Source organism: Paracoccus sp. NBH48 (genome assembly GCF_015390265.1).
Lineage (GTDB): Bacteria > Pseudomonadota > Alphaproteobacteria > Rhodobacterales > Rhodobacteraceae > Paracoccus > Paracoccus marcusii.
Genome location: NZ_VUOJ01000012.1, coordinates 15,477 through 39,953, shown reverse-complemented (window position 1 = coordinate 39,953; position 24,477 = coordinate 15,477). Strand labels below are relative to the sequence as shown.

Below are 24,477 nucleotides of genomic sequence, written 5' to 3'. Positions count from 1 at the left end.
CGGGCCCTTGGAGCCGCGGTAGGGATGTTGACAGCCAAGGCCTTCTGACGGCGAGACAGCGTGCTGAAGTCGGGCACCGTCCAGTCGAGGCCAACCAGTCGCAGCAGGCTCTCGACGAAGCCGGTCGTCTGCCGGAGCGCCATGCCAAACAGCACCTTCATCGAAAGGCAGGTCTGGATCGCGGCATCGCTGTAGGTCTGCTGGCGACCACGCCTGCCTGTCGGCGCGGCATCCCAGTTCATCTCGGGATCGAACCAGATCGTCAGCGAGCCCCGGCGCTTGAGTGCTTCATTGTAGGCTGGCCAGTTCCTGGTCCTGTAAGTCGTGGGTGTGGGTCTGCTCATGCATCACAGCTACCACGCTGGATTCACGAGATGAATCCCTGACGCGATTTGTGCAACAGAGCCGTACTTTCTCATAAAAGCTTGGGAACTATGCAAAGTTGGAAGAGAGGACCCGGATCTCTCCGGGTCTTATGACTTCCGAAACCCGGCACGGTCGGTCGTGCCGCGGTTGTGGGTGCCAAGAGCTATTTTCGGTCGCCGAGGATGCTCAGGATGCGATCGAGTTTGTCCTCAATGCGGCCCATAGGGGTGTTGCAGTTGCAGGATATAGCCGATGTCTACCAAATTTTCATTTGGGCATCCGCGCTTTGTTCTGGCGACGCATTCATTTCGCATTTCGCATTTCCCGCCATCGGCACTCATCTGCATCGCCTGTTGGAGGGTATTGTTGGCAAGAAATGGACGTGTAATTTTTACACTCGCCAACGTCGCCGTTCTTCGCGTCCAGAGCCGTTCCAGCCAGCAGGAACAGGACAGCGACGTTGACGTCGCGAAGTTAACATTCCACATTTTTGGCCAATTGCCCTTCATGCGCCTTGCCGAAAAGACCGAGACAGGGCTCAGTGCCCGTCATCCCAGGCATCGTCCTTCGGCTTGATCCGATGCTCTGCGGCGGGTTCATCCCGGACCTGCTCCTGGACGACCGGTTTTTTCTTCGGCGCGTGGGCGACAGCCGCGACCGCCGCCTTGGCCTGCGGGGTGATCCTGGTCCTGATGGGAGCCTTCGCCTTGACCACTGGCTTTGCGGCCGGGGCATCGAACGCATCCAGCGCCTCCTTGGCGGCGGTCTGCAGGCGGGTGACGAGGGCTTTCTCATCCAGACCCTGTTCCTTGGCAAAAGCTTTGCCGCCAGCGATCAAGCCGTCCTGGACAGCGCGCAGGCGGCGGTTCTCCTTGGCGATCAGCTCGGCCCTGGTCTCGGTGGCCTTCAGCTCGCGTTGCAGCTTGCGGTTCTGGTACTGAAGGTGGCTGACCTCCTCCCGCATCTTCGGGGTGCCGGTGACCTGCTGCTTGAGGGTGAACAGTTCGACGGCGTGCGTGCGGTTCTCGCGATGCCGGGCGGCCTGGACGCCCCTGAGAGCGTCTGAGACGTCCTGTGAGGCCCTTTCCCGCCATTCCGCCTCCGTCTCTCCGCCGATGCCCAGAATGGCCCCTCTGCGGCGCTCTGGGAGGCTCACGGCGGCATCGGGGTCGGTGAGATGGGCATAGGCCCTCTGAACCCGCTCATGGCGCGCCGGAGAGCCCTGCAGGCCACGCTCCAGCCCGTGGGTCTTGCCGACCCGTTCCGCAAAGTCGGTCTGCATGGCGGAGAGCTGCTGCCGGCTGCCGACGATGGCGCGGGCGTTCAGTTTGCCGCGTTCGTCCAGGGGAATGGTCATTACCGTCATGTGGGGGGTAGACTCATCCCGGTGGATCACCGCGGAGAGGACGTTTTCCGCCCCATGGCGGGCCTTGAGCCAGTCCAGGGCATCGGTGAAATAGGCGTCTTGCTCCTCCCGGCTCATGGCCTTCAGGGCTTCGGGGGAACCGCCGACGAAATACTCCAGCCCGTGGACGGCATTGCTGCGGATCTTTTCGGGGGCGCGGTCCTTCCAGGTATCGAGGACGGCGCGGCTGGTGTCGCCGCCGACCAGGATAGTGTTGTCGGGGGTGCGCCGGGTGTCGGCGTTGGGCGTGTCGCGTTCCCGGAAGGTATGCTGGAGGCTTGCCCCCATGTTGCCCATGGTCTTGATCTTGGCACAGCGGAGGATGGCGAAGCTGCGCGGAGTGGTGACATGGAGCATCCTGCCGCCGATGCTGCGATCCAATCGGATCCGCCAGGCATCATCGTCATCGTTGCGCGCACCCATGAATCGACCTCCGAAGGAAGATTTATGTGTACTCACTAGACAATTTGGCACAAGGCCAAATTGATCGCTCGCCCCGCAACGCGGGGAAGGGACACATAAACCTTCCTTCGGAGGAAGCCTCTAGCGGTTGCAACGGCGCTACTGCGCGCTATGGTGCGGCCCGCATCATAAGGGGTTTACCATGTCCGGAAAAATCATCGCCGTCGCAGGCATCGGCTATGTCGGCCTTTCCAACGCGGTCCTGCTGGCCGGGCGCAATACCGTGCGCGCGCTGGACGTGGATGCGGGCCGCGTGGCCATGCTGAACGACCGCAAATGCCCGATTATCGATGACGACATCGCCCGCCACTTGGCCACGCAGACGCTGGACCTGACCGCCACGACCGACCCGGCCACGGCCTATGCGGGCGCTGATTTCGTCATCGTCGCGACGCCCACCGATTATGATCCGGTCACCAACTACTTCAACACCTCCAGCGTCGAGGCGGTGATCCGCGACGTGACACGACTGGCCCCGCAGGCGGTGATCGTGGTCAAATCGACCGTGCCGGTGGGCTTTACGCTGGACGTCCGCGCGCGGCTTGGCACCCAGCAGGTGATTTTCAGCCCCGAATTCCTGCGCGAAGGCCGGGCCCTTCACGACAACCTGCACCCGTCCCGCATCGTGGTCGGAGAGGACAGCCCCCGCGGACGCGCCTTCGCCGACCTGCTGGCCGAGGCCGCGCTGGACACGGACGTGCCGGTCCTGCTGACCGGTTCAACCGAGGCCGAGGCGATCAAGCTGTTCGCCAACACCTATCTTGCCCTGCGCGTGGCCTATTTCAACGAGCTGGACAGCTATGCGATGTCGCTTGGCCTCGATAGCCGCCAGATCATCGAAGGCGTCGGCCTGGACCCGCGCATCGGTGCGCATTACAACAACCCGTCCTTTGGCTATGGCGGGTATTGCCTGCCCAAGGACAGCAAGCAGCTGCTGGCCAATTACAACGACGTGCCCCAGAACCTGATCGGTGCGGTGGTCGATGCGAACCGCACCCGCAAGGACGTGATCGCCGACGCGATCCTGGCGCGCAAGCCGCAGGTCGTGGGCATCCATCGGCTGGTGATGAAGGCCGGGTCCGACAATTTCCGCCAGTCCGCGGTGCAGGGCATCATGAAGCGCCTGAAGGCCAAGGGGGTCGAGGTGGTCGTGTTTGAACCCGCCCTGCCCGACGCCCGCTTCTTCGGGTCCGAGGTGATCCGCGATCTGACTGACTTCAAGGCGCGCGCCGACGTGATCGTGGCAAACCGCCTGACCCTGGACCTTCAGGACGTGGCTGACCGGGTGTTCACCCGTGACCTGTTCGGCGGCGATTAATTTTTTACCATAACCAAATTTTATTTTTTAGAGTATTTATATAAAATATAGGTTTGTAATCCTTTAATTATACGAAACCAGATCTTGCGAATTTTTCTCAAAAAAGATCGTCGCAATTGTTAGTGCATATGAAAAAAAAGATCATCTGGAAGATTTGGAGGGGCTATCATGAATGAACTATTTTTGACTGTGATGTTTGCGACTAGAAATGGATCCGCAACATTAAGAAAAACACTAGAAGGATACCGTCGTCTAAACCACTCGAAAAATTGGCGCATGGTAATAATAGATAACGGGTCAACTGATGACACTGCCGATATCTTGAATTTCTATAAAGAAGTTCTTCCGCTTCAAGTATATAATGAAGAAAGACCAGGAAAAAATTTGGCGCTAAATGCGGGGCTCAATAGGGAAGAGGGGCCTAAAGCAGATCTTTACGTGTTTACTGATGACGATGCCATCCCGATGCCAGGTTTTCTTGACGGATGGTTGCAAGTCGCCAAAGAGCAACCAAGCTACGATATATTCGGCGGGCTTGTCATTCCAGAATTCATGGACAAGCCTCCGGCATGGTTGTTTGACAGTGAAGAACACTTTGGCGTTCTGTTCGCAAAGAACGATCGCCCAGAGGGGAAAATTAAAGCAACGCATGTTTACGGACCGAATATGGCAGTCCGGAGTTGGATACTGAAAAAGGGATATAAATTTGACGAAGATATAGGCCCCAGCAACAAAGTAAACTATGCGATGGGTAGCGAAACAGAATTTTGTGTTAGAATTGAGAGTAAAGAAAACCTCAAGACTTGGTTTACCCACAAAACGGCAGTGCAACATTTAGTTAGAAAAAAACAAACTACTGTTGAATTTTTTTCCGGACGAGCCTTCCGGCATGGGCGTGGATACGCTTTGCAGCAGTTAAAGTCTGATAGGCCAGTGGGACAAAGGAAGATGATAATTTTTTCAGCTTTCTTCACCTACCCAATATTTTTACACTACATTCTTACCCGCGGAAAAAATAAATATAATGTTTTGTGGAAGTATCATTGGCAGCGAGGTTATTTGCTTCAGCAGGTCGACTCTACGTACCCTAATTATTTGAATTCAAGCGCACCAGTTAAAATAGGGCTTTCTTTGCTATTGGCCATGAGGGCTACATTCATGTCTAAAGGAATCTCTAAATATAATAAATAATACAATTATTTCACAGTATAGAAAATAAAAAACACTGATTATAATTTAATAAATATTCCAAGCATTCGCGAAAAATTAATAGGTATTTTTATTATATTTTAAGACCGATATGGGGAGCGACCAGCTGACAATCTCAACACCTCTCCCTGTGCGGCAAGCATCAATGTACCGGTAATCCCAAGTATACCAATCTTGTTCCATATGCTTACATCCGTCTTGACCATCCACCGTGCTTGACCTGTTGCTTCAAGAGCAAGCCGCCAAAGAGCCTTAAATGTACCGATGTCGCGAAAACCGTCTATATGCCAACGTCCTCCAACGATGCGACGCCGCTTGCGGATCAATTCTGTAAGAGTAGCTCGGGTAGGGTGGCCAACGATCATTTCAGGAACATAAATAATCTTATGACCAGCTTTGACCATCCGGCGTGAGCATTCTGCATCGCCTCCAGATAGTAAATTAGCATCAAATCCGCCGATCGCGCGCAGATCGTCGCGTCGGCAAAGCCAATTCGCCGTCACACAATAGCCATGTTTAGTGTTATAAAGTTGGTTAAAGGCGGTTAATTCTTCATAGCAGGTGGCAACTGGCCGAGCGCCTTCCTCGCGGAAGAGCACGATGTCTCCAGCATAAACTCCAGCATCCGGTCGACGCTTCAAGACGGCAAAAGCTTGTTCTATCCAATTAGCGGCCGGCACACAGTCGCCGTCGGTGAATAAAACGTATTTTCCACGCGCCACGGCCAGTCCGCGATTGCGGGACCGGTACGAACCGGGGATTGGCTCCGAAAGCAAGGTGACGAAATCAAAGCTCCGTACTGCATTAGCCGTGCCGTCGGTTGATCCGTTATCGATAACGATCACCTCAAAGTGGTTACGTTTGACTGTCTGCGCTTTAATCGCTTCAAGCGTCTGCACAATGCGCCGTTCACCGTTCCAAACTGGAATGATGATGCTGATTACAGGATCATTATTCTGCATTGGACATACCTTTTGCTTAGCTGGGTCAGGACTTGGGCTGCGGGCGAATCAGCTTCTTTAGGGTCTGGTACGTCCTATCCCCAAGAATACCACGTACCATGACCTTCCAATGATTGCCCGTACTGTGCTTACGCTGCCTTAGGCGGTTCGGAAGATTACGTATATTTTGCTGGACAGCTGCAGAGGACAGCGGGTTCGGCAAGTGAATCTGATGAGTTTCCACGCAAAGAACGGGCTTCCCAGACAAGCGCGCAATGATATCGGCCTGCCGCTCCTCGCTTTCGATAAAAAGAGTACTTTCAGTTTTGCGGTAAAAGTCGGCTTTGAAGCTGCCATGTACCCCCTGCCGTCTACGCTCTTCAGCACTAGGTAGGTTCAGCATAATTAGTTCGCCATACTCAATTCCTCGGCTCTTTAGCCAGGCCTCGGTCAAATCGCGATATTTCTCAAGCCGGCTTGTTACCAGCCAACCGATCTTGCGCGAGGTGGTATGTAAAGGAACCGCCTCGCTTAGAAAGCGGCGATAAGCCTCACCATCGTCATTTTCCTGCTTAGTCGGATCGACGCACAGAACGCCGTCTATATCGACGCAAGCTTGATCCAGCACGATATGGTGCATGAAGTTCCACTGGAAGATACGTGGGTTGCTAACTTGCTCAAAGATAATGTCGACATCAGGATGGGTATTCTTCAGTCCGTAAACGGCGGCGAAGATAATTTCTCCTTTTACGCCAGCCTCCGTAATTCGCGCCCGAGCACGACGCATTGCGTCACCACTCTTGATACTATCATCTAGAATTAGGATGCGGCGCATATCGCTTAGGCTACGATCCAGTCGTTGCGTGCGTTTAGTCGAAGTGCCGGAAGAGTAGATCCGTCCTTCCAAAAAAGAGTCTAGGTCAGTCAGAGGAATATTTGAAACCAAACTTAGCAGATTGGCCGCCAAAAGCCCGCTGCGAGGAATACCCACAACCAAGTCGATATCAGAGGGAAGCCGGTGCAAGTTGGTGATTATGGCATCGTTCAAATCTGCCAAGGATCTATAATTCATGTCTGCTATCCATGTTGATTGGACTTAGCTTTGGTTCACGTCTTCGTGCCGCCAAGCCTGATGATAAGCATTCTCGATGCCAGGATACGAACTTCTGCCAAGGTTTCACGCCCTGCCGCAAACAGTGAGGCTATTACCGTAACAATCATGTAACTTAGAATGGTAGCTATGATCAGAGTAACGACTGATCCGCCTGGCAGGTGCGACTGCAAGAACCATAATAAGGCTACTGCGACATGGGCACCCACCACAAAGGGTGAAGCAACGCGCAGGATGTGCTTGGCTTCTACAGCTCCTATGCGACCGACATAAATCCAAAGTAAGGGTGTACGCAGATATTCAAGAATTGCATAGGCCAGCGCGACACCAAAAGCCCCATAAGGAAGGCCGATGATCACTGCCATAGTCATTGTCATTGCCCCAAACATACCCCACAACATGAAATCCCTCGTTCGGCCTTGGCTGATGAACAGCCAGCCTGCAGGGCTGTTGAGCGGCTGCAACATTCCTGCAAACCCAAGCGCCTGAAAAATCATCACTGCCCCCTCCCATTGACGGCCTAGGGCCAGTGGGATCAGCAGGTCGGCCATTGCAATTGCTACTGCCACGCCCGGCAATGCTACGAACAGCAGTAACGGAGCTACGCGCAGATACGCCTTTCTATACCGCTCAGGTTCATTATTCATTCGTGACAAGGCAGGCACCATGACCTTACCGAGCGGGTAGATGACTTGCTGTAAGGGAAACAGCAGTAGCCTGTTGGCACGGTCATACAGTCCCAGCTGCTGGTTGCCCCATTGGCGTCCAATCAGGATCTGGTCGATGTTACGGGAAAAATAGTTGGCAAAGTTGAATCCGGTAATGCCCGCCCCAAAATTGACCATTTCCTTGGTCCCACTGACCCAGCGCGGCATACCGGGACGCCAACGCGAACTTATCCAGCAGCCCAAGGTGGAGCATATCATCGTTGTCATGCCACCGACGAAAAGCGCCCAATAAGTCCTTTCATAATATGCCCAGACAATTGCTGCAGCTAATCCTAACACCGCACTTAAACTGTCCAGCATGGCAAGGCGCCCGAAAGCCATTCGGCGGGTGACCAGGGCATAATGCTGTGCACCAAGTCCTGCGACAAGAAGTTGCAAGCTCATCAAGGCGACAAGCGGAGCCACCTGTGGCTCACCGTAGAACTTTGCCACGAAGGGTGCGATTAGGATCATGATCGCACCCAGTAGCGCACTGACAGCCATGTTGATCCAAAACAAGCTGTTGATCTCGGCGGAAGTGATGGCTTTTTTTTGCACCGTCGCCTGTGTCAGGCCCATGTCCAAAAACAGGCCCACAAAAGCCACAACCGGCGCGGCCATAGCAACAATCCCAAAGTCCTCGGGCTGCAGTAGGCGTGACAATACAATGACCGAAATGATCTGGCAGATCAGCTTGACGAGTTGTGCCCCACCGGTAGCAAGCGCACCTCGTTTCACTGCTCGACCAATCGATTGGACTGGCGGATCAAACCGTTTGCTGTCGTCGTCTATGATCTTGATTCCTAATGTATGGCTGCGGCGGCTTGCACATTATTGATAGTAACTGCAGCTGCAGATGCCCTCAGGCGCAAGCACGATGCAATGCGGGAGCAGACGTATTGAGAGAGCTATTTTTTGTCCAAAGGGAAGGCGTTGTTGCAGAACACTTACCTGCCATAAGATTCATGTGGCCTCCTTGGTAAAGGTGGCATGAAGTTAGCGGATCAAGCGACGGTGTGCCGGCCCGGCCCGTTGGCTTAGGTAGGTCGGACAGTTTGGAGCCGTGGCCTTAACCCAGGTAAGGAAAATAGCCAAGACGCCAGTTTCCAAATTTCTTTCCAAACAGCCAAAGCGCAGTAAGCGCGACGTCGCGGCCCTATGCGGTGAGGCTTGACGGCTGTGCGTGCCGCCAGGGCATGAGGTCTTCGATGCGGGATTTGGGGTGTCCGTCGAGGATGGCGCGGAGGGTGTCGGCGAGATAGTCGACGGGGTTCACGCCGGCCATTTTGCAGGTGGCGACGAGCGAGGCGAGCATGGCCCAGTTCTCGGCGCCGACCTCGTTGCCGGCGAAGAGGGCGTTCTTGCGGGTCAGCGCGATCGGACGGATCTGGTTTTCGACCGGGTTGGTGTCGAGCTCGAGGGTGCCGTCGTCGAGGAAGCGGATCAGGCCGGGCCAATGCGCGAGGGTATAGCGGATATCCTCGGCCAGAAGGGATTTCTGCGGGATGCGCGACAGCTGAGTTCCAAGCCAGGGCTTGAGCGCGGCGATGATCGGGGCGGCCTGGGCGCTCCGGACGGCGAGACGGTCGGCGGGAGCCTGGCCGCGCACGGTCTTCTCGATCTGATACAGCAATGCGATCTGGCGCAGCATCTCCTCGGCGATGGGCGAGCCCTCGCTTTCAAAGCGCTTCACGAAGCGACGGCGGACATGGGTCCAGCAATTGACCAACTGCCACGGCCCCTCATCGCGCGTGATCTCGGTCAGCGCGTTGTAGGACTGGTAGGCGTCACATTGCAGGAACCGGCCGCGGTATCCGGCGAGGAACTTTAGCGGATGCTCCCGTCCTCGGCCGGGGGCGTAGTGGAACAGCACGATGGGCGGACCGACACCGCCATGGCCGCGATCGTCGGACACGACGGCCCAGAAGTAGCCGCTCTTGGTAGCCTTCCGGCCCGGATCGAGCACCGGCGCGCGGGTCTCGTCCACGAAGATCCGGTCGGCGCTGCGCAGATGAGCCTTCATGTGGTCGATGACAGGCATCAGGTGGAAGCAGGCGCGCCCCGTCCAGTTGCCGAGTGTGCCACGGTCGAGGTGGAGACCTTGCCGCTCGAAGATCCCCGCTTGGCGGTAGAACGGAAGGTGGTCGCCGAACTTCGAGACGATGATCCACGCGATCAGCCGTTCGGTCGGCAGCCCGCCAGGGACGACATGCTCAGGGGCATGCGCCTGCACGACGGCCTGCGAGCAGCGGCGACAGGCGTATCTCGGGCGCCGCGTCACCAGCACCTGGAACTGCGCCGGGATTACGTCGAGCCGCTCGGATATATCTTCCCCGATCCGGGCCATCTCACCGCAGCCGCAGGGGCATTGGATGCTGGCGGGCTCGATCACGCGCTCGACCCTGGGCAGGTGCGCCGGCAGATGCCCGCGGTTGCGCGCGGGCTTGCGAGGTTCTTCCCCGCGCGTTTGGGCAAGCGCGGCCTCTGCCTTTTCCTGCGCGGCCGCGAGGACGCCTTGGGCCAGTTCGGCATCCTCGAGCGGCAGATTGAACTGGTCGGGTGACAGCTTCTCGGAACTCTTGCCGAAGCGCTCGCGCTGCGATGCCCGCAGGATGCCCTCCAGCCGACGATTGGCCTCCTGCACCTCCACGAGCGCCGCCTCGACCTCGGTCAGGCGGGCCTTCAGATGAGCGTTCTCACGGCTGAGGGCATCGGCATCCATGCCTCGGAGTGAATCACGCAAACGCGGTTCTGGCTAGCAAAAACAGGGAATTCCCGTGCGTCCGCCCGCTCACCCTGCGACCAGCGGACGCCGCGCCCGTTCCGGCCGCACCAGCCGCCAATCCAACCCTTCGAACAGAGCCGCCAGCTGCGCCGAGGAGATCCGCATCACTCCGTCCCGCATCTGCGGCCAGACGAACTTGCCTCCCTCAAGGCGCTTGTGAACGAGCACCATTCCGGTCTGATCCCAAACCAGCAGCTTGATCCTGTCCGCCCGTTTCGAGCGGAAGACGAAGACCGCCCCACAGAATGGATCGAGCCCGGACATCTCCTGCACCGCCAGCGCGAGGCCATCGATCCCCTTGCGGAAGTCCACCGGGCGCGTCGCCACATAGACCTTTGTTGGCCCTCCCTGACCGAGCATCATGATGTCGCCGTCCGCGCCGCCCGGATGGACCTGGTCAGCAGGATCTCATCGGCGTCGGCCCCGACGCGGATCACGACATCGCCGACAACGATCTCCACGCCGGTGGCGACCTCCGTCTCTGCCGGCATCGCCGCTGCGGGACCCTCGACGACCAACTCTGCAAACATCGGCAGGGCCGCCACGCTCTCGGGCACGACAAGCTGCCCCGTCCGCAACTTCTTCCGCCAGTCGTAGACCTGCCAGCGCGTCGTCCCGTGCTGCCGCGCGACATCCGTTACCGAGGCCCCCGGCACCAGGCTCTCCGCAGCGACCCGCGCCCGCTCCGCCTTCGTGCGCCGCCGACGCCCGCTCGGCCCCTCGATCACCTCTAGCCGAGAAACCCTGCCGTCCCCTGGGCCGTCCAAATGGACGCCCACTTTGCCGTCTCGTTCCAAACCAACACCTCCAACGCTCATGCGTACAGAAAATGGCCCGGTCAGATCAGAAGCGGCAGGAGGGGGGCCGCGTCGCGCTTACAAAGCGCAGCCCCCGAGAAGGGCAAAAGAGATCGCAGCGCTTGCAGCTGCCGCATAGCTGGTCACGCCAAGGTAAGATAGAACATCATATGTCAGCACAATAAAAATCGCGTGGCTTACGTAAAAAACGATCAACCGCTGGCCAACCCAGTTCACCACCGCGCTGATACCGGTATTTTCTATTCTTTGTGCCATTGCGCTGAAGAAGATAACGCCGGCAAATGACAAAGCTGTCCAATTTGGACCGAATTTTAATTCGTACATTGCCGTTGCGATAGAAGTACCAATTACAATGGCGGCCAACAACTAGATCCACCGTGAAACTAGAAATTTTATTAGATAAATAAAACGATGACTCGTATAAGCGCCCAAAAAGAAAAATGACATTAAATATAAAATTTGCTCCTAATATTTTCACCATCCGGTGACGAAAAAGACAATGACAAGGCTAAAGCAGAAACTAGAAGAGGGTTTATTCTATCCAATGGCTTTGCTGCAAGATAATAAATGAATGTAAAAAAAAGAAACCACAGATTACTTCCACCTGTGTAGAGCTTTCTAAGCTCCCATATGCTACTAAAATGGATATCAATAACGACGCAATAGATCGTTGACCATACAAGAAATGGCCATAAAATCCCTCTTATTTTATCCATTAGGTAGGCCTGACTCGGTTTAGTAAGTGATCTTGATAAGAGCATACCAGACAAAATACTAGAATTGGCATCCGAAATAGAGACAGGGTTTCGTTCAGGTTTTCCAAACCTCGCTTGGAATGAAACCTTGCTTTTCAGCTATAGTAATGGAATGAAGCGAGATCACTGCGAGAATAGCTATTCCCCGGACAAAATCCATCCAAAGAAATATGGGTGGGGATTTTTTATTATTGAGGTAATAGTTGGCATTAGGCATACTGGTTATATCCGTACAAGCCCTCTTGCATGAGGCCTGGCACAGAAGCGCGCGCACTTCGCCACGACCGCGCCCAGATGCAGCCGATCAGCCAGAGCGGGGAACCAGCGCCGGCCGTTTTCGTGGCCGTTCCGCTTCGCCAGATCCTCCCTCCTGGACCTCCCGCTTAAAAACCGCTTGAGGGGCGACAGCAGGCAACAAGCCTGCTACTTGACCCGCGAAACTGCAATTTTTTGGCGTTGGCCCTGAGACTTTGGCAACCTCAAATGTACTCATCGGGCGGTTACGTGGAGCAGCAAAGGATTCGTTGACAGATGACCCTGCAGAACCGCCTTGATCACCTTGATTTTGCTAAGGGAATATCTATTGCCTTGGTCGTTGTGTTTCACGCGACGATGGCTCTGGACCGCCAGAATATGGCGGATGCGCATTACTGGCTGCTCAACAACTTCATGTCGCCGATCCGGATGCCAATGTTCTTTTTCATCTCGGGCTTTCTAATGAAGAAATCGGCCCGAAGCGCAAGCACTGACGCTTTCTACAGGAAAGTGGCGGGGCTCATTTACCTGTTCGTACTGTGGTCCGTCATTCACCTGCTGTGGGAAACGGTATCGCCTCTGACGTCGGCACCGGCAGCCAACAGGTGGGTCGAATTCTTCTACAGTCCCAGCAGCGTTCTATGGTTCATCTGGGCGCTCGCGATCTATTTCTGCATCGCCCGCGCCGGAGAGACGGTGCGCAGGGACGCAATCTTCGTTGTGGCGCTGATGCTGTCACTAGTAACCTACATGGGGCTAATCGAGTTCGCGAATTATGCCCATAACAACGTTCTAAAGTTCCTGCCCATGTTCCTGTTCGGCGCATGGTATGCAAAACCGCTGATCAACTCTGACACGCTTCGCCACCCGGCGACGTTCCCACTGTCGTTGCTGGCCTTCGGCGTGGCCTTTGCGATCATCTACAAAGGCAGTTTTGCCACGCCGGTGATGGGAACGATGACCTTCCTGATGGCGATTTTGGGCATCGTCGTCGGACTGGCAATGTCGATTTTTCTGTGCAGCTTTGACCTCATTCGGCGCGTTCCTGTGTATCTGGGGCAGAACACGCTTGGCATCTATGTTGCGCACTCGCCAATCGTGGCCGTTCTTGCTGCACTTCTGGCGAAGGCAACCCAAGGGGGAATGGTGATCTCGATGCTGGGCGTGCCTCTTGTAACGGTCGCCGCTATCCTGCTGTCTTTAGGGCTGAAGATCGTCGCCGAAAGGGCGGGCGGGCGGTGGTTCTACCACTTCCCGCTTGCCCTCACCAAGAACCGCGCCCTTTCCGCTTCGTGATTCCGCGAATGGCAGCCCCGCCAGCCGGCGCCGCTGAAGTCGGTCACAGCAAGCGAATCAGGGTGTGCCGGCAGTGCCAAGCTGGACAGTCTGCCGAATGCATGGCACAGGCGATCGCGCACGGGCAGGAAGGACGAATGGAAACTACCGGCACGGTGCGCGAACGAAAGAAGCAATTACAGCTTCGGCGATGTTAACCATCTCACTCGGGAAAGCAGAGAATTGCTGGAAAGCCGTTAGTGGGTTTGGGACGTCACTCAGGCCAGGCTGCACGATCTTGGATTGTTCGACGGAATGATCGCATCCGCCATCGCAGAACCGCCCCCGCCCGAAACCGTGCCCGAAACCGCCAAGGAATGTCGATCTTCAGTGTGATCTGGCAGGGTCCTCTGGGTCTAGGGCAGAGGACGACGGGTCCGTGATATGAAACGATGGTAGATTTAGGAGGCCCTATAGGTATTCTGCTGCTTCCAGTCCAAAAGAGAAGACATAGGTATTAATCCTAAACCCCAATAATTTCCTTTAAAAAGGACCCGTAGCGCCGAACATCGTCAAACATTGTGCCCATCTGGAACAGATATAAAAATACTAATGTCCATAGAAGAGGCATCCATTTATCATTAATACCTTTTACTTTTTGTGTGACTGCATGAAGAATTAATGGAGCAAATCCTGTGGTGCAAAGCAGGCCAATTAAAGCGCCACCCGCAAGATCGCTCGGGTAATGCAGACCAGCATAAGCTCTTGGAAACGCTACTACAATAATAGTCCATAGGAACGCTACAACACCTAAACGTTTGGATGCCAAAAAAATTCCGGATGCGATAGCAAAAGCAAGTGCACTCGTATCGCTCGGAAAGGAACTCCAACCTTCGAGAGCGGAAATTTCAATGCCAAAGGGCAACTGATATTCAATATTGGAATTGTGAAGAGGACGTGGGCGGTAGGCAGAAAAATTTTGCATTATGCGAGACACGGTCATCGCTAGAAACGATCCTATAAGCAGCAAGATAAAGAATTCAATACTCTTTCCTTGGCGTCTACGCTCAAACAGCAGCCAGACGATGCAAGCAAGCAACGGCACGATTTTAGCCGTGTTGGTACGGAACATCTGGACAATCAATGTGTCCAATGCCCAAGATTGACGTGTTATTTCGCCAAAAAAATTAAAAAAACCGTGATCAATAGAGATGATCCAGAGGTTTTTTGACCAACCAAAAAATAAATAAAACAGTAAAAACAAATAAAATAGACAAAGCAAAAAACGCTTAGAGCCATAGTGGTTGTTAGGCGGCTTAGCTGTGTCGTCAAAAAACATAAAACTTCCCAGACTAAAAATTGAATTGTCACAGAAGTGTTACATTAGAAGCTTTTAAAAAGCAGGTCGAGTGCGAAGCACCTGTCTTTTTGTGACCCACCCCCACAACCCTGCGCTGATCCCCACCCTGTTCCCAGCTCCGGCGCATAACACCCATTACGAGGAGGAAGGCAGGGTCAGGGTTGAGTGAGGGGGCGTTCCGGGCGACCGATCCTGCAGCACGTCCAGGTCCTGCTGCGCCTGCTGTAGGCAGGTCGGGTTATTCATCCAGGCCAGGTCATAAGACAGGATGAGGCCGATGAAGGACGTCTCTTGGAGACGCGCCTCACCGATCCGGCAGACGGATCCCGCCTCCTGGTCCTGGGCCATTGATGATGCCGCTCTGATGCAGAAACGCCGCGGCTTGGGCATGCTCCCGAGCAGGCAGCGTTCGGGGCAGGCAGTCGAGCGGTGGCCCTGAGTGTCGATCACCACCATCGGCCGGGCATAGTCCGGCAGCTCCGGCGAAAGCCCGACCGCTTCCAGAAACTTCCGCACGACCGGCGGACAGAGGGCAAAGGGTTCCGAGGGGGCGCGCTCGGCTGATTGGCGATGGCGGGGCCGCCCGCCAAGACCAGCAGCGCGGACAACAGAACACCCTACCAGCTCATCCTCATCCGCGTTGTCCCTGACGCTGTTTCCTGCATGACCATTCTGCATCCTGGTCCCAAGGGAAAGAAGGCATCACTCTGCAAGTTCGGTCAGAGATGGCGGTCGGCATCCATGCGATTGTGCAGAACCGGATGACATCCAGTCGGTCGCCCCGATCCCGGTAGTAGATCACATGCGATCCGGTCGAGAGCCGCAGGTATCCGGGGCGCACATCGACGGGGCGACCCTGTTTGCGGTCATGGGCCAGGGCCAGACAGGCATCGCGGATTTCGTCGGTGTACCGATCCGCCTGGTCCGGCCCCCAGGTCTTCGCGCTGTAATCCCAGATGCCGTCGATATCCGCCTCTGCCGCTGGCGAGAAGGCGAGGGGTTTCATCCGGCCTCGAACTCCGCCCGCTTCCGCGCCTTGAAGCTATCGAAGTCGAAGGGGCGCGGCTCCCCGGACTGCTCGCCCACAACCAGGGCGTCCTGCAGGGCTTTGACCTTCGCCTCATGCTCCTCCAGCAGCCGCAGTCCCGCCCGGACCACGTCGCTGGCCGAGCCGTAGCGGCCGGCATCGACCTGGGCGCTGATGAAGCCGCTGAAATGCTCACCGAGCGAGACGGACGTGGTGCGCGGCATGAGAAGCTCCTAACTAAGATGACTTGTACCAATATGTAATACATTTGCACTGAATTACCAAGACACTCAGTTTATGAACCATCCCACACCCCATCAGATACGCAAAGAAGGACATTTTTGTGTGTCCGATCAGTGTCCTGTCATCTGTCCTTAATGTGTCCCGTCAACGAGGGAGATGGTTTTGCTATTGCGCGATCCTGTCCTGTGGTGGTTCTGTGTAGGACACATCTCGGACAGCACAACCAAGGCGAGATAGACATAGCGGGACAGCCAGTATGACAATGCTTTCACTGCGAGAGGCCGCGCAACTCTGCGGGCGAGGAAAATCTACAATTCAAACCGCTATAAAGGAAGGAAAGCTGTCCGCTGGTCGGAATGAGAAGGGTGGATATCAGATCGATCCCTCCGAGCTGCACCGTGTTTTCCCCTTCTCTCTGTCCATTGATGGGGCATGGGACAGAGTCGATAGGACAGAAACGGACAGGAATACCACGCCGGATTCAAGCCGTCCTGTGGCGTCCGGAGGTGTCCTAAACACAGTGGACGGGACAGGACGGGACATGTCCGAGGTCGAGTTGCGGGTGAAACACCTTAAGGAGCTTCTGGAGGCCGAAAGGGCTGGCCGAGAAGATTTGAAGCAGGCGTTGCAGGCGCGTGTCGACGACCTTCAGACAACGGTCCTGGATCTCCGAAAGCGCTTGGACCAAGCCGAAGAAGAGAAGATGCGGCTTTTGCCGCCACCTAGTGATGGTGAGCGGGAAACTAGATCGCGCCCACGGGGGCTGTGGGCGCGCCTGACAGGCGGTTGATGTCAATCCAGTCGCTTGCCGGTTTGCGGATCATAAGATCTCTGGCGGGCTGGAAGATCCGGCTCCATCCCTTCCAGAATGGGTTGCGAGACCGGGGGAAGACCTTCGCCTGATGGCAGCTGCATCTCTCCTGGAAGCAGATCCGGGATACGCCGCAATGCGGCCTGATGGCCAAGGCTGTCGCGATCCGGTTGTTCCTCTTCGGAAACGACGACCGCTGCCGAAAACAGGCTGTAGCGGATGCCATCACGCTTTCCTGTCCAGGCCACGCGATCATTGACGATGTAAGCGTTCACCGTTGCAGCATTTCCAAGTTGCCGGACCTCAATCCAGTTATCTGCCTTCAGGACGGACAGGGCTGTCCGGACTGCGCGCTCAGAGCGTCCAATTATCTTGGCAAGCGCCACTTGGGAGATCACGACAGCATTATGATCCCCGAGCCTGGCTGTCAGTGCATGCATGATCTGAGCGCCGACCGGAGATTTGGCGATAAGGTTCATCCAGGCTTCATGGGCGGACCGTTCGGTCTGGACCCAGGTTCCTTGCAGGCGACGTTCTGGGAACTGTTCCAATTCTAAGCGCTTTCGTTCCAAAATCAGGAATCACGCTGCCGTACGGATCTACTAATGGCAACTTGAAATTTACATCTCATTCCATTTTTTGGAACGGTGGTGCCGGTATACCGGAACGGTGGTGCCGGTATACCGGAACGGTGGTGCCGGTAGAACAAAAGAAGACCGGAACGGTGGTGCCGGTCGACCGGAACCGTGGTGCCGGTCGTTATAAAAATAATTGTTCAGAAACAGCACCTTATTTTTCTGCCTTCTAATGATCTACAGGGAACAACCGGGACGGGCCGTGTCGGGCGAAGCAGCCCCCGGGGAGCAAGCGCCGACCGGCGCGGACTGGCCCGGTTGTTCCCTGTCAGCGCGCTTTGACTTTGAAATGTCGTTTGGCAAGCTCGGGACGCCTCGGTGAGCGCCACGCGGGAATGGGGATGATCAGGCAAGAAGGGGAAAGGGTTATCCCCAGAGAGCACCAAATCTGCCTTTGAGGCGGGTCTGGATCTGGACCGTCGCGCTGGTGGCAACGGACGGATTTTCTGGTGAGACGGTGCCTGGTGCAGAGTGGCGCTTCAGCCTCTGGCTGCGCTCTGGCGGATATGGGGTGTTATGCGCCGGAAAATCTTAAGCAAAAAAAGCACGTCAGGGTTGTAAACCTCGCTTGCTTGTGAGGACCATCCTATCCGATGGTGTGACCGGTTTCAGATAAGGGATCTCACGATGAACTTGCTTTCGAGGGCATGGCCCGTTGCTTTCTTTTTTGGGCTATCCGCTTGCTCAGGCACTATGCAGGGGGTCACGCGCGGCACAGGCGAAGCGGTTCAGTTTTCCTATCAGCAAGGAATGGATAGCGACACGTTGACTGCTGTGATCGGCAGCGAAACCTTCCAAGGCAAAGCCGTTCAGCGAGGTAATCGAACGATGACGGCTACCACCTGGTCCGGAGAATCGGTGTTTGGATCAAGTTCTACAGGCGATGCCGTTGCCGTCATGATCGGTTCGCGAGGATCTTCTTTGTCCTGTCAGCTGCAATATGCTGATGCGAGTGGTTTCACGACCAGCGGCGGCGTGGGCGTTTGTCAGCACAGCGACGGGCGCGTGATAGACGTTGTCTGGTAACTCTATTTTTTAATCAATGGTTCATTTTATAAATGAACCATTGATATATTTATATAAATTTACGCTGATAGATGGATATTTATGATGAAAAGACTACTTGTATCCGTGGCTCTCACGGCAAGTATGACAAGCCCGTCATGGGCAGATATTGCCGCAATTGTAATTGATGAGGACAGTTTGCCCTATGATTTAAGTCCTTCGAAATACGATAACAGCCCCTCCAAATACGACAATAGCCCCTCTAAATATGATAACTCAGTTAGTAAATACGACAACAACCCTTCTAAGTATGAAAATAGTCCCTCAAAATATAGCAATACCTCTAGCGGCAATCAAAGAATTATATCGGAAGATCGTACATTTCTTGGGTATTATGTATTTGGCGATAATGGGATTATAAACTTTTATAGCTCTTCTGGTGAACGGGTTGGATATCTTCCCAGTGGCGGTCATACGCAAAGTGTTTTCGGTGAGAATGGGTGGTGTGGCACTATGGGGCAACAACAAGGGAAAGCTGTTCTAGGGCTAACTCAATCCTGTTTTTACCAGTTTTTGCTAAGCAACTAATAGAATTATCTATCGTACTTTCTGGCTTTGTTGCACAAAGCCTCTGATGTCCGAGGTTCCCCTTTCCCCGGACGGATTTATCCCGCGGTTTCTGTGACAGGAATACCGAGCGCGGTGTAGCCGTTCATGACGGCGATGCGGATCTGGATCTCCGCGACCTGTCGGTCAAAGTCCCGCGCCATGAGGCGCTGCCCCAGCAGTTTCATACAGTGCATCTTCGTTTCGGCACGGCTTCGTCGGTGGTATCCGCTCCATCGTCGCCAAAGCGCGCGGCCTAGATATTTCGCGGCGCGCAGGGCTTCGTTTCGCGCGGCGGCACCGGCGGTGAGGGTCTTCCACGGCTTTGCATTCTTGCGGGGCGGTATGACGGCATGTGCGCCGCGGTCGGCAATGGCATCGTGGCATTTGCGTGTGTCATAGGCACCGTCGGCGGTGACGCTGCCGATCTGCTCGTCCGCCGGGATCTGATCGAGCAGGTCGGGTAGCACCGGGGCATCACCGATGTGGCTCCCCGTGATCTCGACGGCTCGAACCTCCAGTGTTTGCTCGTCGATTCCGAGATGGATCTTGCGCCACACACGCCGTCTGGGGCCGCCATGCTTGCGGGCGTGCCATTCGCCTTCTCCCTCGACCTTGATCCCGGTGCTATCAATCAGCAGGTGCAACGGGCCCTTGGAGCCGCGGTAGGGGATGTTGACAGCCAAGGCCTTCTGACGGCGAGACAGCGTGCTGAAGTCGGGCACCGTCCAGTCGAGGCCAACCAGTCGCAGCAGGCTCTCGACGAAGCCGGTCGTCTGCCGGAGCGCCATGCCAAACAGCACCTTCATCGAAAGGCAGGTCTGGATCGCGGCATCGCTGTAGGTCTGCTGGCGACCACGCCTGCCTGTCGGCGCGGCATCCCAGTTCATCTCGGGATCGAACCAGATCGTCAGCGAGCCCCGGCGCTTGAGTGCTTCATTGTAGGCTGGCCAGTTCCTGGTCCTGTAAGTCGTGGGTGTGGGTCTGCTCATGCATCACAGCTACCACGCTGGATTCACGAGATGAATCCCTGACGCGATTTGTGCAACAGAGCCACTCGGGTTTTTTCGACTTAGAGAAGCGCGCATTTCAGCATAAAGCAGTCAGACGTCGCAAACGAACGCGCGCCCAGCTTTGCTGCACCGCGGCAAGAATATCGCATAGCAAATCTGCAAATACCAGTGCCGCGGTGAAGCATGCCTAATACCCGAATTTCAGGATGAAATCATCTTATTGAAGTCGCCTTAAAAGAGTGCTGATGAGGGATTTGTCGTAATCGATAGTAATCTGACTTCAGTCGGGTGATGCCGCGGCAGGCAACGCCTTTGCAGATCGACTGATAGAGATCATGCTCCATCACCCCTTATGATCATGACGTGGCATTCCCATTGACCTGACCTGACCTGAAACCTGTCATGGCAATGTCTTCGAACCGTAAAGTTGGCGATCGACCGGCCCATCACCCAGATAAAGCGCGGCTGATGCCCACCGACATGGCCGCCTGATCGTAATCGGCCACGGCGCACATGGCACGGCCCTGCTTGGTTTATGTGGATGCCCTCAGCGCCATCATCAGGATTGCCGCGATCAGTGTGACCCGCAGGTTCAGCAGGTCGCTTTCAAGATTCGATGCATGGCGTGTCCGAAGATGAGGAATGAACCCTGACAGGTTTGCTTGGACTGCCGCGCTGATGGCAGGATAATCCATATCTCCGGATCGCACTGCTTCGCCGTCTTTTGCGGATCAAGACCACTCTTCAGCATAGCTCCAGAAGCGCGATACATCCCACGTCGATATCCAGCGGTTCCCAGAAAGGCCGTCGTGGGTCGATGCCTTGCAACATTGCTTGATGACACGGTGGTTCTTGATGAACCCTGCCCTCTTTTCAGGCAAATTGCCCCGCATTGCTGGCTGATGGCAAGTTTCCGCTAACCTGGTTTCATTATAAATCCAATATATTCATTAACCGGATTTGTTTTCGTATCGGTTTTTATAGAGCGCCCAAGCTTCCTCCAGAATGACGCCTTGTTGCACGCCACGGCGGCGGGCCTCGGCGGCGATCTCGTCGGCGACGGGCGGCAGAACCTTGGCATGAACCTGCCCGGTGCGAGGACTGGGTTTGCGACCGCGCCGTTTGCCCGGCTCGCGGTCGACGAAGCCCAACTCCTCCCCCGCCCGGTCTGCACGTTCCACCGCAGCGGGGCTGCGATCCTTTTCACGCGACCGCAGACGACCCAGGTCGATGCTGAAGGGTTTGTCGCCCATCACTGCTCCTCCGCCGCAAGACGCGCATAGACCGCGCGGGCAAAGCCCTCAGCGTTTTCGATCGCGGCTGCCATGTTGCCCTGGGCGGGCATGGTTCTCAGATCACCCCCGAACTCGAACAGGGCCGAGAATGCTGTCCGCTCCATCAGCGCCGGTTCGATCAGGTCGACGCCCTGATCGCGCAACGATGATTCGATGCCGCTGTGCTGACGCGACCGCACCGCGCGCGTCATGGTGAAGACCACGGCATGCGGGATGGCCCGGTCCAGCGCCTCCTCCTCCTCATGGATGAGTTGCAGGGCCCGCACGCCTACCGTCGCGTCCAAGGTGGTGGCGCGCATCGGCGTGATGACAAGATCGGCTTGCGAGATCGCCCGGCTGACCAGTCGTGATGCGATCCCCTCCAAGTCGACGATGACGATCTCGCCGTCCTGATCGTGACGCTTGATGGTACGAACCAGCTCACCCTCGCCTACGTCCGACAGGACGCGGATGCGTGGCGGCAATGCTCCGCGCCCCGCCCAAAGCGACAAAGACTTGTTCGGGTCGCAATCAAGCATCGTGACCGTGGCGCCTGCATGGGCCAACTCGGTCCCCAGGATGGTCGCGGCGGTGGATTTTCCGGCGCCGCCCTTTGGGGACGCGATCACGATCGTGGGCATGGATTACCTGATTATTGAACTAACCGGATAATATGAATAATCCGATTTCAATCAAGCCCTATCCGTATAGCAGTCTGGACTTTCCTGCACCATCTTGCCACGTGAACCGTCATGAACACAGCTGCAGCCTCCACCGTCTCGGTGATCATCACCGCCCATGACGCCGCCGACACCATCGCGGATGCCGTCTGGACAGCATTGGCCGAGGCCGAGACCGCAGAGGTGATCGTTGTCGACGACGCATCGGGCGACGATACCGCAGCGGTGGCCGAGAGGGCGGGCCAAGGCGACGACCGGCTGACGGTGCTCCGCTGTGCCGTGAACGGCGGGCCCGCCGCAGCTCGCAACCGGGCCCTGGACATTGCCATGGGCGATTTCGTGGCCGTTCTGGATGCCGATGACTTTGTTCTGCCCGGGCGCTTCGCCCGACTGCTGGCGATCCCCGGCGCCGACATGATCGCCGACAACATCCTGTTCGTCGCCGAAAGCGCGGGTCCCGGCGATCTGCCGGCAGCGCCTGTGGTCAGTCCTCGGGTGATTGACCTCGATCTTGCAGGCTTCGTGCGCGCGAACCATTCCGTCCGTGGCAGCAAGCGGCAGGAATGGGGGTTTCTGAAGCCCGTCATGCGCCGCGCCTTCCTGCAGGCCCATGGCCTCTGCTATGACGAGACGATGCGTTTGGGCGAGGATTACGATCTCTACGTCAGAATGCTGCAGAAGCGGGCGCGGTTCCGGGTCTCGACCGAGGTCGGCTATGCCGCGCGCTGGCGCTTTGATTCGCTCAGCTCGCGTCACAGCACGGCCGACCTTCAGGCGCTCCATACGGCCGCTCTGGCGCATCTGGCGGCGGAGGGAATGGATGAGACCGCCCGTGCGGCCTTGGGTGTCCACGCAGGAGAGTTGCGGCGACGCTTCCTGCTGCGCGCTTTCCTGGATCGGCGCGCTCAGGCGGGCAGGGCAGGGGCCCTGCTCTCGGCCTGCCGGGATCCGCTGACCCTGGCCCCCATCGCGCGCGGCATCCTGAGGGACAAGCTCTCGGCCCGCAGGCCGGCCCCCGCCTCCCGGATCGGTCGCCTGCTGATCGAGTAGGACGGTTCTCCACCATCCCCTCACAAGCATGTCCCACCCCTCAACCAAAGGGCCTGGATGTGCGTCGACGCGCGGAGTTATCCACAGGTCTTCTGTGTTAAAAGGGGTTATATATGTGTTAAGGGGCTTTCGAAGCCTCTTTTAAGAAATAAAATCAATTGCTTACTGGAGCCCTTTATGGGTGAAGTGTCGTTTCTTCATGGGTGAAGTGGTGATTCGCTATGGGTGAAGTGTCGTTTCTCCAGTGTTTATGGGTGAAGTGTCGTTAAGCTTGTTTTATGGGTGAAGTGTCGTTATGGGTGAAGTGTCGTTAAATGCCAGAGAACCGATGAGCAGTCCGCTTCTTCCCGACCGACATCCGCAGCGTGACTTCTTCGTCTGCGACATCATCAACGCCGCGCCCAAGGCGGATGTGGGGTCGATGGAGCACCCGATCTTCTCGCTCTCGACCAAGCCCGACCTGAGGCCGCGGCACTACGAGCACAACGGCCTGTCGATCGACATCAAGCCTTCCAGCGACGGCATCGCCACCGTCCACGACCGTGACATCCTGATCTTCTGCATCAGCCAGCTGATCCGCGCCCTGAACGACGGCCGCGAGGTCAGCCAGCTGGTCCGCTTTCAGGCCTCGGACCTTCTGCGGGCCACCAACCGGATGACCACGGGCCGCGGCTACGACCTGCTCAAGGCCGCGATGGAGCGGCTTGCGGGGACGCGGATCTCGACCAACATCACCACCGGCGGCAAGGAGGTCTTCGAGACTTTCGGCCTGATCGAAAGCGCCCGCATCGTGCGTCAGACCCGCGAGGGGCGCATGCAGGAGATCGAGATCAAGCTGTCTGACTGGGTCTTCAACGCGATCCGCGCGCACGAGGTTCTGACGATCAGCCGCGACTACTTCCGGCTGCGGCGCCCCCTGGAACGCCGTCTCTACGAGTTGGCGCGCAAGCATTGCGGCAACCAGCGCGAATGGTCCATCGGCTTGGACCTGCTGCAGAAGAAATGCGGCTCGTCCTCGACCAGCTTCGAGTTCAGGCGGCTGGTGGCCAATGTCATCCGCGAGGACACGGCCCATTCGCACATGCCCGACTATTCGCTGCGCTTCTCTGCGGACGAGACCAAAGTCGTGTTCCGCAACCGCGGCACCGCGCCCGTGGCCGAGGTCTTCGAGGCCTTCCTGGACCCCGACATCCACGAAGAGGCCCGCGCCGCGGCGCCGGGCTGGGACGTGCGCTACCTCGAGGTGGAATGGCGCCGCTGGTGCGCCGCCGAAGAGATCGAGCCCAAGCATCCCTCGCGCCATTTCGTCCGCTTCTGCCGGACCTGGTACGAGAAACGCGGCAGTCCCTGACGAAGGCGCCCCGGC

24 protein-coding genes and 3 pseudogenes are annotated in these 24,477 nt (G+C 56.6%); 9 read left to right on the top strand and 18 right to left on the bottom strand.

Annotated features, from left to right (window positions below; genetic code table 11):
• A pseudogene (locus tag F1642_RS14920) lies at nt 1-344 on the bottom strand (transposase); the annotation flags it as partial.
• A 560-nt stretch (nt 345-904) separates the two neighbouring features.
• Entirely contained in the window at nt 905-2,194 is a 1,290-nt protein-coding gene (gene mobV / locus F1642_RS14915; protein ID WP_127899980.1) for a MobV family relaxase, read from the bottom strand.
• Between the two features lie 181 nt (nt 2,195-2,375).
• Here mobV and F1642_RS14910 point away from each other — a divergent pair, with 181 nt between their 5' ends.
• Nucleotides 2,376-3,551 carry a nucleotide sugar dehydrogenase gene (locus F1642_RS14910; protein ID WP_127899979.1) on the top strand — a complete coding sequence of 392 codons (1,176 nt, stop codon included), beginning with the start codon at nt 2,376-2,378 and terminating at the stop codon, nt 3,549-3,551.
• Between the two features lie 168 nt (nt 3,552-3,719).
• A complete protein-coding gene (locus tag F1642_RS14905; RefSeq protein WP_127899978.1) occupies nt 3,720-4,742 on the top strand; it encodes a glycosyltransferase family 2 protein in 1,023 nt (340 codons plus the stop codon).
• Nucleotides 4,743-4,840: 98 nt separating this feature from the next.
• On the opposite strand, the gene F1642_RS14900 is transcribed toward F1642_RS14905, so the two are convergent.
• The 7 genes from F1642_RS14900 to F1642_RS14870 form a co-directional block, all read right to left on the bottom strand.
• Nucleotides 4,841-5,722 carry a glycosyltransferase family 2 protein gene (locus F1642_RS14900; RefSeq protein WP_127899977.1) on the bottom strand — a complete coding sequence of 294 codons (882 nt, stop codon included), beginning with the start codon at nt 5,720-5,722 and terminating at the stop codon, nt 4,841-4,843.
• A 25-nt stretch (nt 5,723-5,747) separates the two neighbouring features.
• A complete protein-coding gene (locus F1642_RS14895) occupies nt 5,748-6,773 on the bottom strand; it encodes a phosphoribosyltransferase family protein (protein ID WP_127899976.1) in 1,026 nt (341 codons plus the stop codon).
• 35 nt (nt 6,774-6,808) lie between these two features.
• Nucleotides 6,809-8,257, bottom strand: coding sequence for a lipopolysaccharide biosynthesis protein (locus tag F1642_RS14890; protein WP_206692795.1), 1,449 nt, complete (start codon nt 8,255-8,257; stop codon nt 6,809-6,811).
• Between the two features lie 418 nt (nt 8,258-8,675).
• Complete coding sequence (locus tag F1642_RS14885) at nt 8,676-10,241, bottom strand: IS66 family transposase (RefSeq protein WP_127897300.1); 1,566 nt, start codon at nt 10,239-10,241, stop codon at nt 8,676-8,678.
• Nucleotides 10,242-10,310: 69 nt separating this feature from the next.
• Nucleotides 10,311-10,667 carry an IS66 family insertion sequence element accessory protein TnpB gene (tnpB, locus tag F1642_RS14880; protein ID WP_071209476.1) on the bottom strand — a complete coding sequence of 119 codons (357 nt, stop codon included), beginning with the start codon at nt 10,665-10,667 and terminating at the stop codon, nt 10,311-10,313.
• Nucleotides 10,664-11,032: a transposase gene (locus tag F1642_RS14875; protein ID WP_204245734.1), complete on the bottom strand. Its 369-nt coding sequence runs from the start codon at nt 11,030-11,032 to the stop codon at nt 10,664-10,666. Before F1642_RS14875 ends, tnpB begins: the two co-directional genes overlap by 4 nt.
• A gap of 147 nt (nt 11,033-11,179) precedes the next feature.
• Nucleotides 11,180-11,485, bottom strand: coding sequence for a hypothetical protein (locus tag F1642_RS14870; RefSeq protein WP_127899972.1), 306 nt, complete (start codon nt 11,483-11,485; stop codon nt 11,180-11,182).
• 923 nt (nt 11,486-12,408) lie between these two features.
• Here F1642_RS14870 and F1642_RS14865 point away from each other — a divergent pair.
• Entirely contained in the window at nt 12,409-13,428 is a 1,020-nt protein-coding gene (locus tag F1642_RS14865) for an acyltransferase (RefSeq protein ID WP_127899971.1), read from the top strand.
• Between the two features lie 502 nt (nt 13,429-13,930).
• On the opposite strand, the gene F1642_RS14860 is transcribed toward F1642_RS14865, so the two are convergent.
• The 4 genes from F1642_RS14860 to F1642_RS14845 all read right to left on the bottom strand — a co-directional run bounded on the left by F1642_RS14860 (nt 13,931) and on the right by F1642_RS14845 (nt 16,018).
• Nucleotides 13,931-14,746 carry a phosphatase PAP2 family protein gene (locus F1642_RS14860; RefSeq protein WP_127899970.1) on the bottom strand — a complete coding sequence of 272 codons (816 nt, stop codon included), beginning with the start codon at nt 14,744-14,746 and terminating at the stop codon, nt 13,931-13,933.
• Nucleotides 14,747-14,902: 156 nt separating this feature from the next.
• Nucleotides 14,903-15,283 (bottom strand): hypothetical protein, encoded by a 381-nt coding sequence (locus F1642_RS14855; RefSeq protein ID WP_194886612.1) that lies wholly within the window; start codon nt 15,281-15,283, stop codon nt 14,903-14,905.
• A gap of 115 nt (nt 15,284-15,398) precedes the next feature.
• Entirely contained in the window at nt 15,399-15,773 is a 375-nt protein-coding gene (locus F1642_RS14850) for a type II toxin-antitoxin system RelE/ParE family toxin (RefSeq protein ID WP_206692794.1), read from the bottom strand.
• The gene (locus F1642_RS14845) at nt 15,770-16,018 is read right to left on the bottom strand and encodes a type II toxin-antitoxin system ParD family antitoxin (RefSeq protein ID WP_127899968.1); all 249 of its coding nucleotides are present in this window, start codon (nt 16,016-16,018) and stop codon (nt 15,770-15,772) included. Before F1642_RS14845 ends, F1642_RS14850 begins: the two co-directional genes overlap by 4 nt.
• A 275-nt stretch (nt 16,019-16,293) precedes the next feature.
• Here F1642_RS14845 and F1642_RS16655 point away from each other — a divergent pair.
• A pseudogene (locus F1642_RS16655) lies at nt 16,294-16,425 on the top strand (helix-turn-helix domain-containing protein); the annotation flags it as partial.
• 153 nt (nt 16,426-16,578) lie between these two features.
• Nucleotides 16,579-16,827, top strand: coding sequence for a hypothetical protein (locus F1642_RS14840; protein WP_127899967.1), 249 nt, complete (start codon nt 16,579-16,581; stop codon nt 16,825-16,827).
• Nucleotides 16,828-16,829: 2 nt separating this feature from the next.
• On the opposite strand, the gene F1642_RS14835 is transcribed toward F1642_RS14840, so the two are convergent.
• On the bottom strand, nt 16,830-17,327 hold the full coding sequence (locus tag F1642_RS14835) for a helix-turn-helix domain-containing protein (RefSeq protein WP_164871519.1): 498 nt from the start codon (nt 17,325-17,327) through the stop codon (nt 16,830-16,832).
• 783 nt (nt 17,328-18,110) lie between these two features.
• On the opposite strand from F1642_RS14835, the gene F1642_RS14830 reads away from it, so the two are divergent.
• Both F1642_RS14830 and F1642_RS14825 read left to right on the top strand, forming a co-directional pair.
• Nucleotides 18,111-18,509 (top strand): hypothetical protein, encoded by a 399-nt coding sequence (locus F1642_RS14830; RefSeq protein WP_127899973.1) that lies wholly within the window; start codon nt 18,111-18,113, stop codon nt 18,507-18,509.
• 84 nt (nt 18,510-18,593) lie between these two features.
• The gene (locus F1642_RS14825) at nt 18,594-19,076 is read left to right on the top strand and encodes a hypothetical protein (RefSeq protein ID WP_194886611.1); all 483 of its coding nucleotides are present in this window, start codon (nt 18,594-18,596) and stop codon (nt 19,074-19,076) included.
• A 77-nt stretch (nt 19,077-19,153) separates the two neighbouring features.
• Here the strand turns inward: F1642_RS14825 and F1642_RS14820 are convergent, their stop codons facing one another.
• The 4 genes and pseudogenes from F1642_RS14820 to F1642_RS14810 form a co-directional block, all read right to left on the bottom strand.
• Nucleotides 19,154-20,086: an IS5 family transposase gene (locus F1642_RS14820; protein WP_127899982.1), complete on the bottom strand. Its 933-nt coding sequence runs from the start codon at nt 20,084-20,086 to the stop codon at nt 19,154-19,156.
• A 444-nt stretch (nt 20,087-20,530) separates the two neighbouring features.
• Nucleotides 20,531-20,640, bottom strand: a pseudogene (locus F1642_RS16650) (branched-chain amino acid ABC transporter permease); the annotation flags it as partial.
• A gap of 417 nt (nt 20,641-21,057) precedes the next feature.
• A complete protein-coding gene (locus tag F1642_RS14815) occupies nt 21,058-21,360 on the bottom strand; it encodes a hypothetical protein (protein ID WP_045983283.1) in 303 nt (100 codons plus the stop codon).
• The gene (locus F1642_RS14810; protein ID WP_127899995.1) at nt 21,360-22,022 is read right to left on the bottom strand and encodes a ParA family protein; all 663 of its coding nucleotides are present in this window, start codon (nt 22,020-22,022) and stop codon (nt 21,360-21,362) included. Before F1642_RS14810 ends, F1642_RS14815 begins: the two co-directional genes overlap by 1 nt.
• Before the next feature lie 111 nt (nt 22,023-22,133).
• Between F1642_RS14810 and F1642_RS14805 the strand changes: the two genes are divergently transcribed.
• Nucleotides 22,134-23,111, top strand: a complete 978-nt coding sequence (locus tag F1642_RS14805) for a glycosyltransferase (RefSeq protein ID WP_127899994.1) — start codon at nt 22,134-22,136, stop codon at nt 23,109-23,111.
• A gap of 328 nt (nt 23,112-23,439) precedes the next feature.
• Nucleotides 23,440-24,462, top strand: a complete 1,023-nt coding sequence (locus F1642_RS14800; RefSeq protein ID WP_240542622.1) for a replication initiator protein A — start codon at nt 23,440-23,442, stop codon at nt 24,460-24,462.
• The last annotated feature ends 15 nt before the right edge of the window (nt 24,463-24,477 follow it).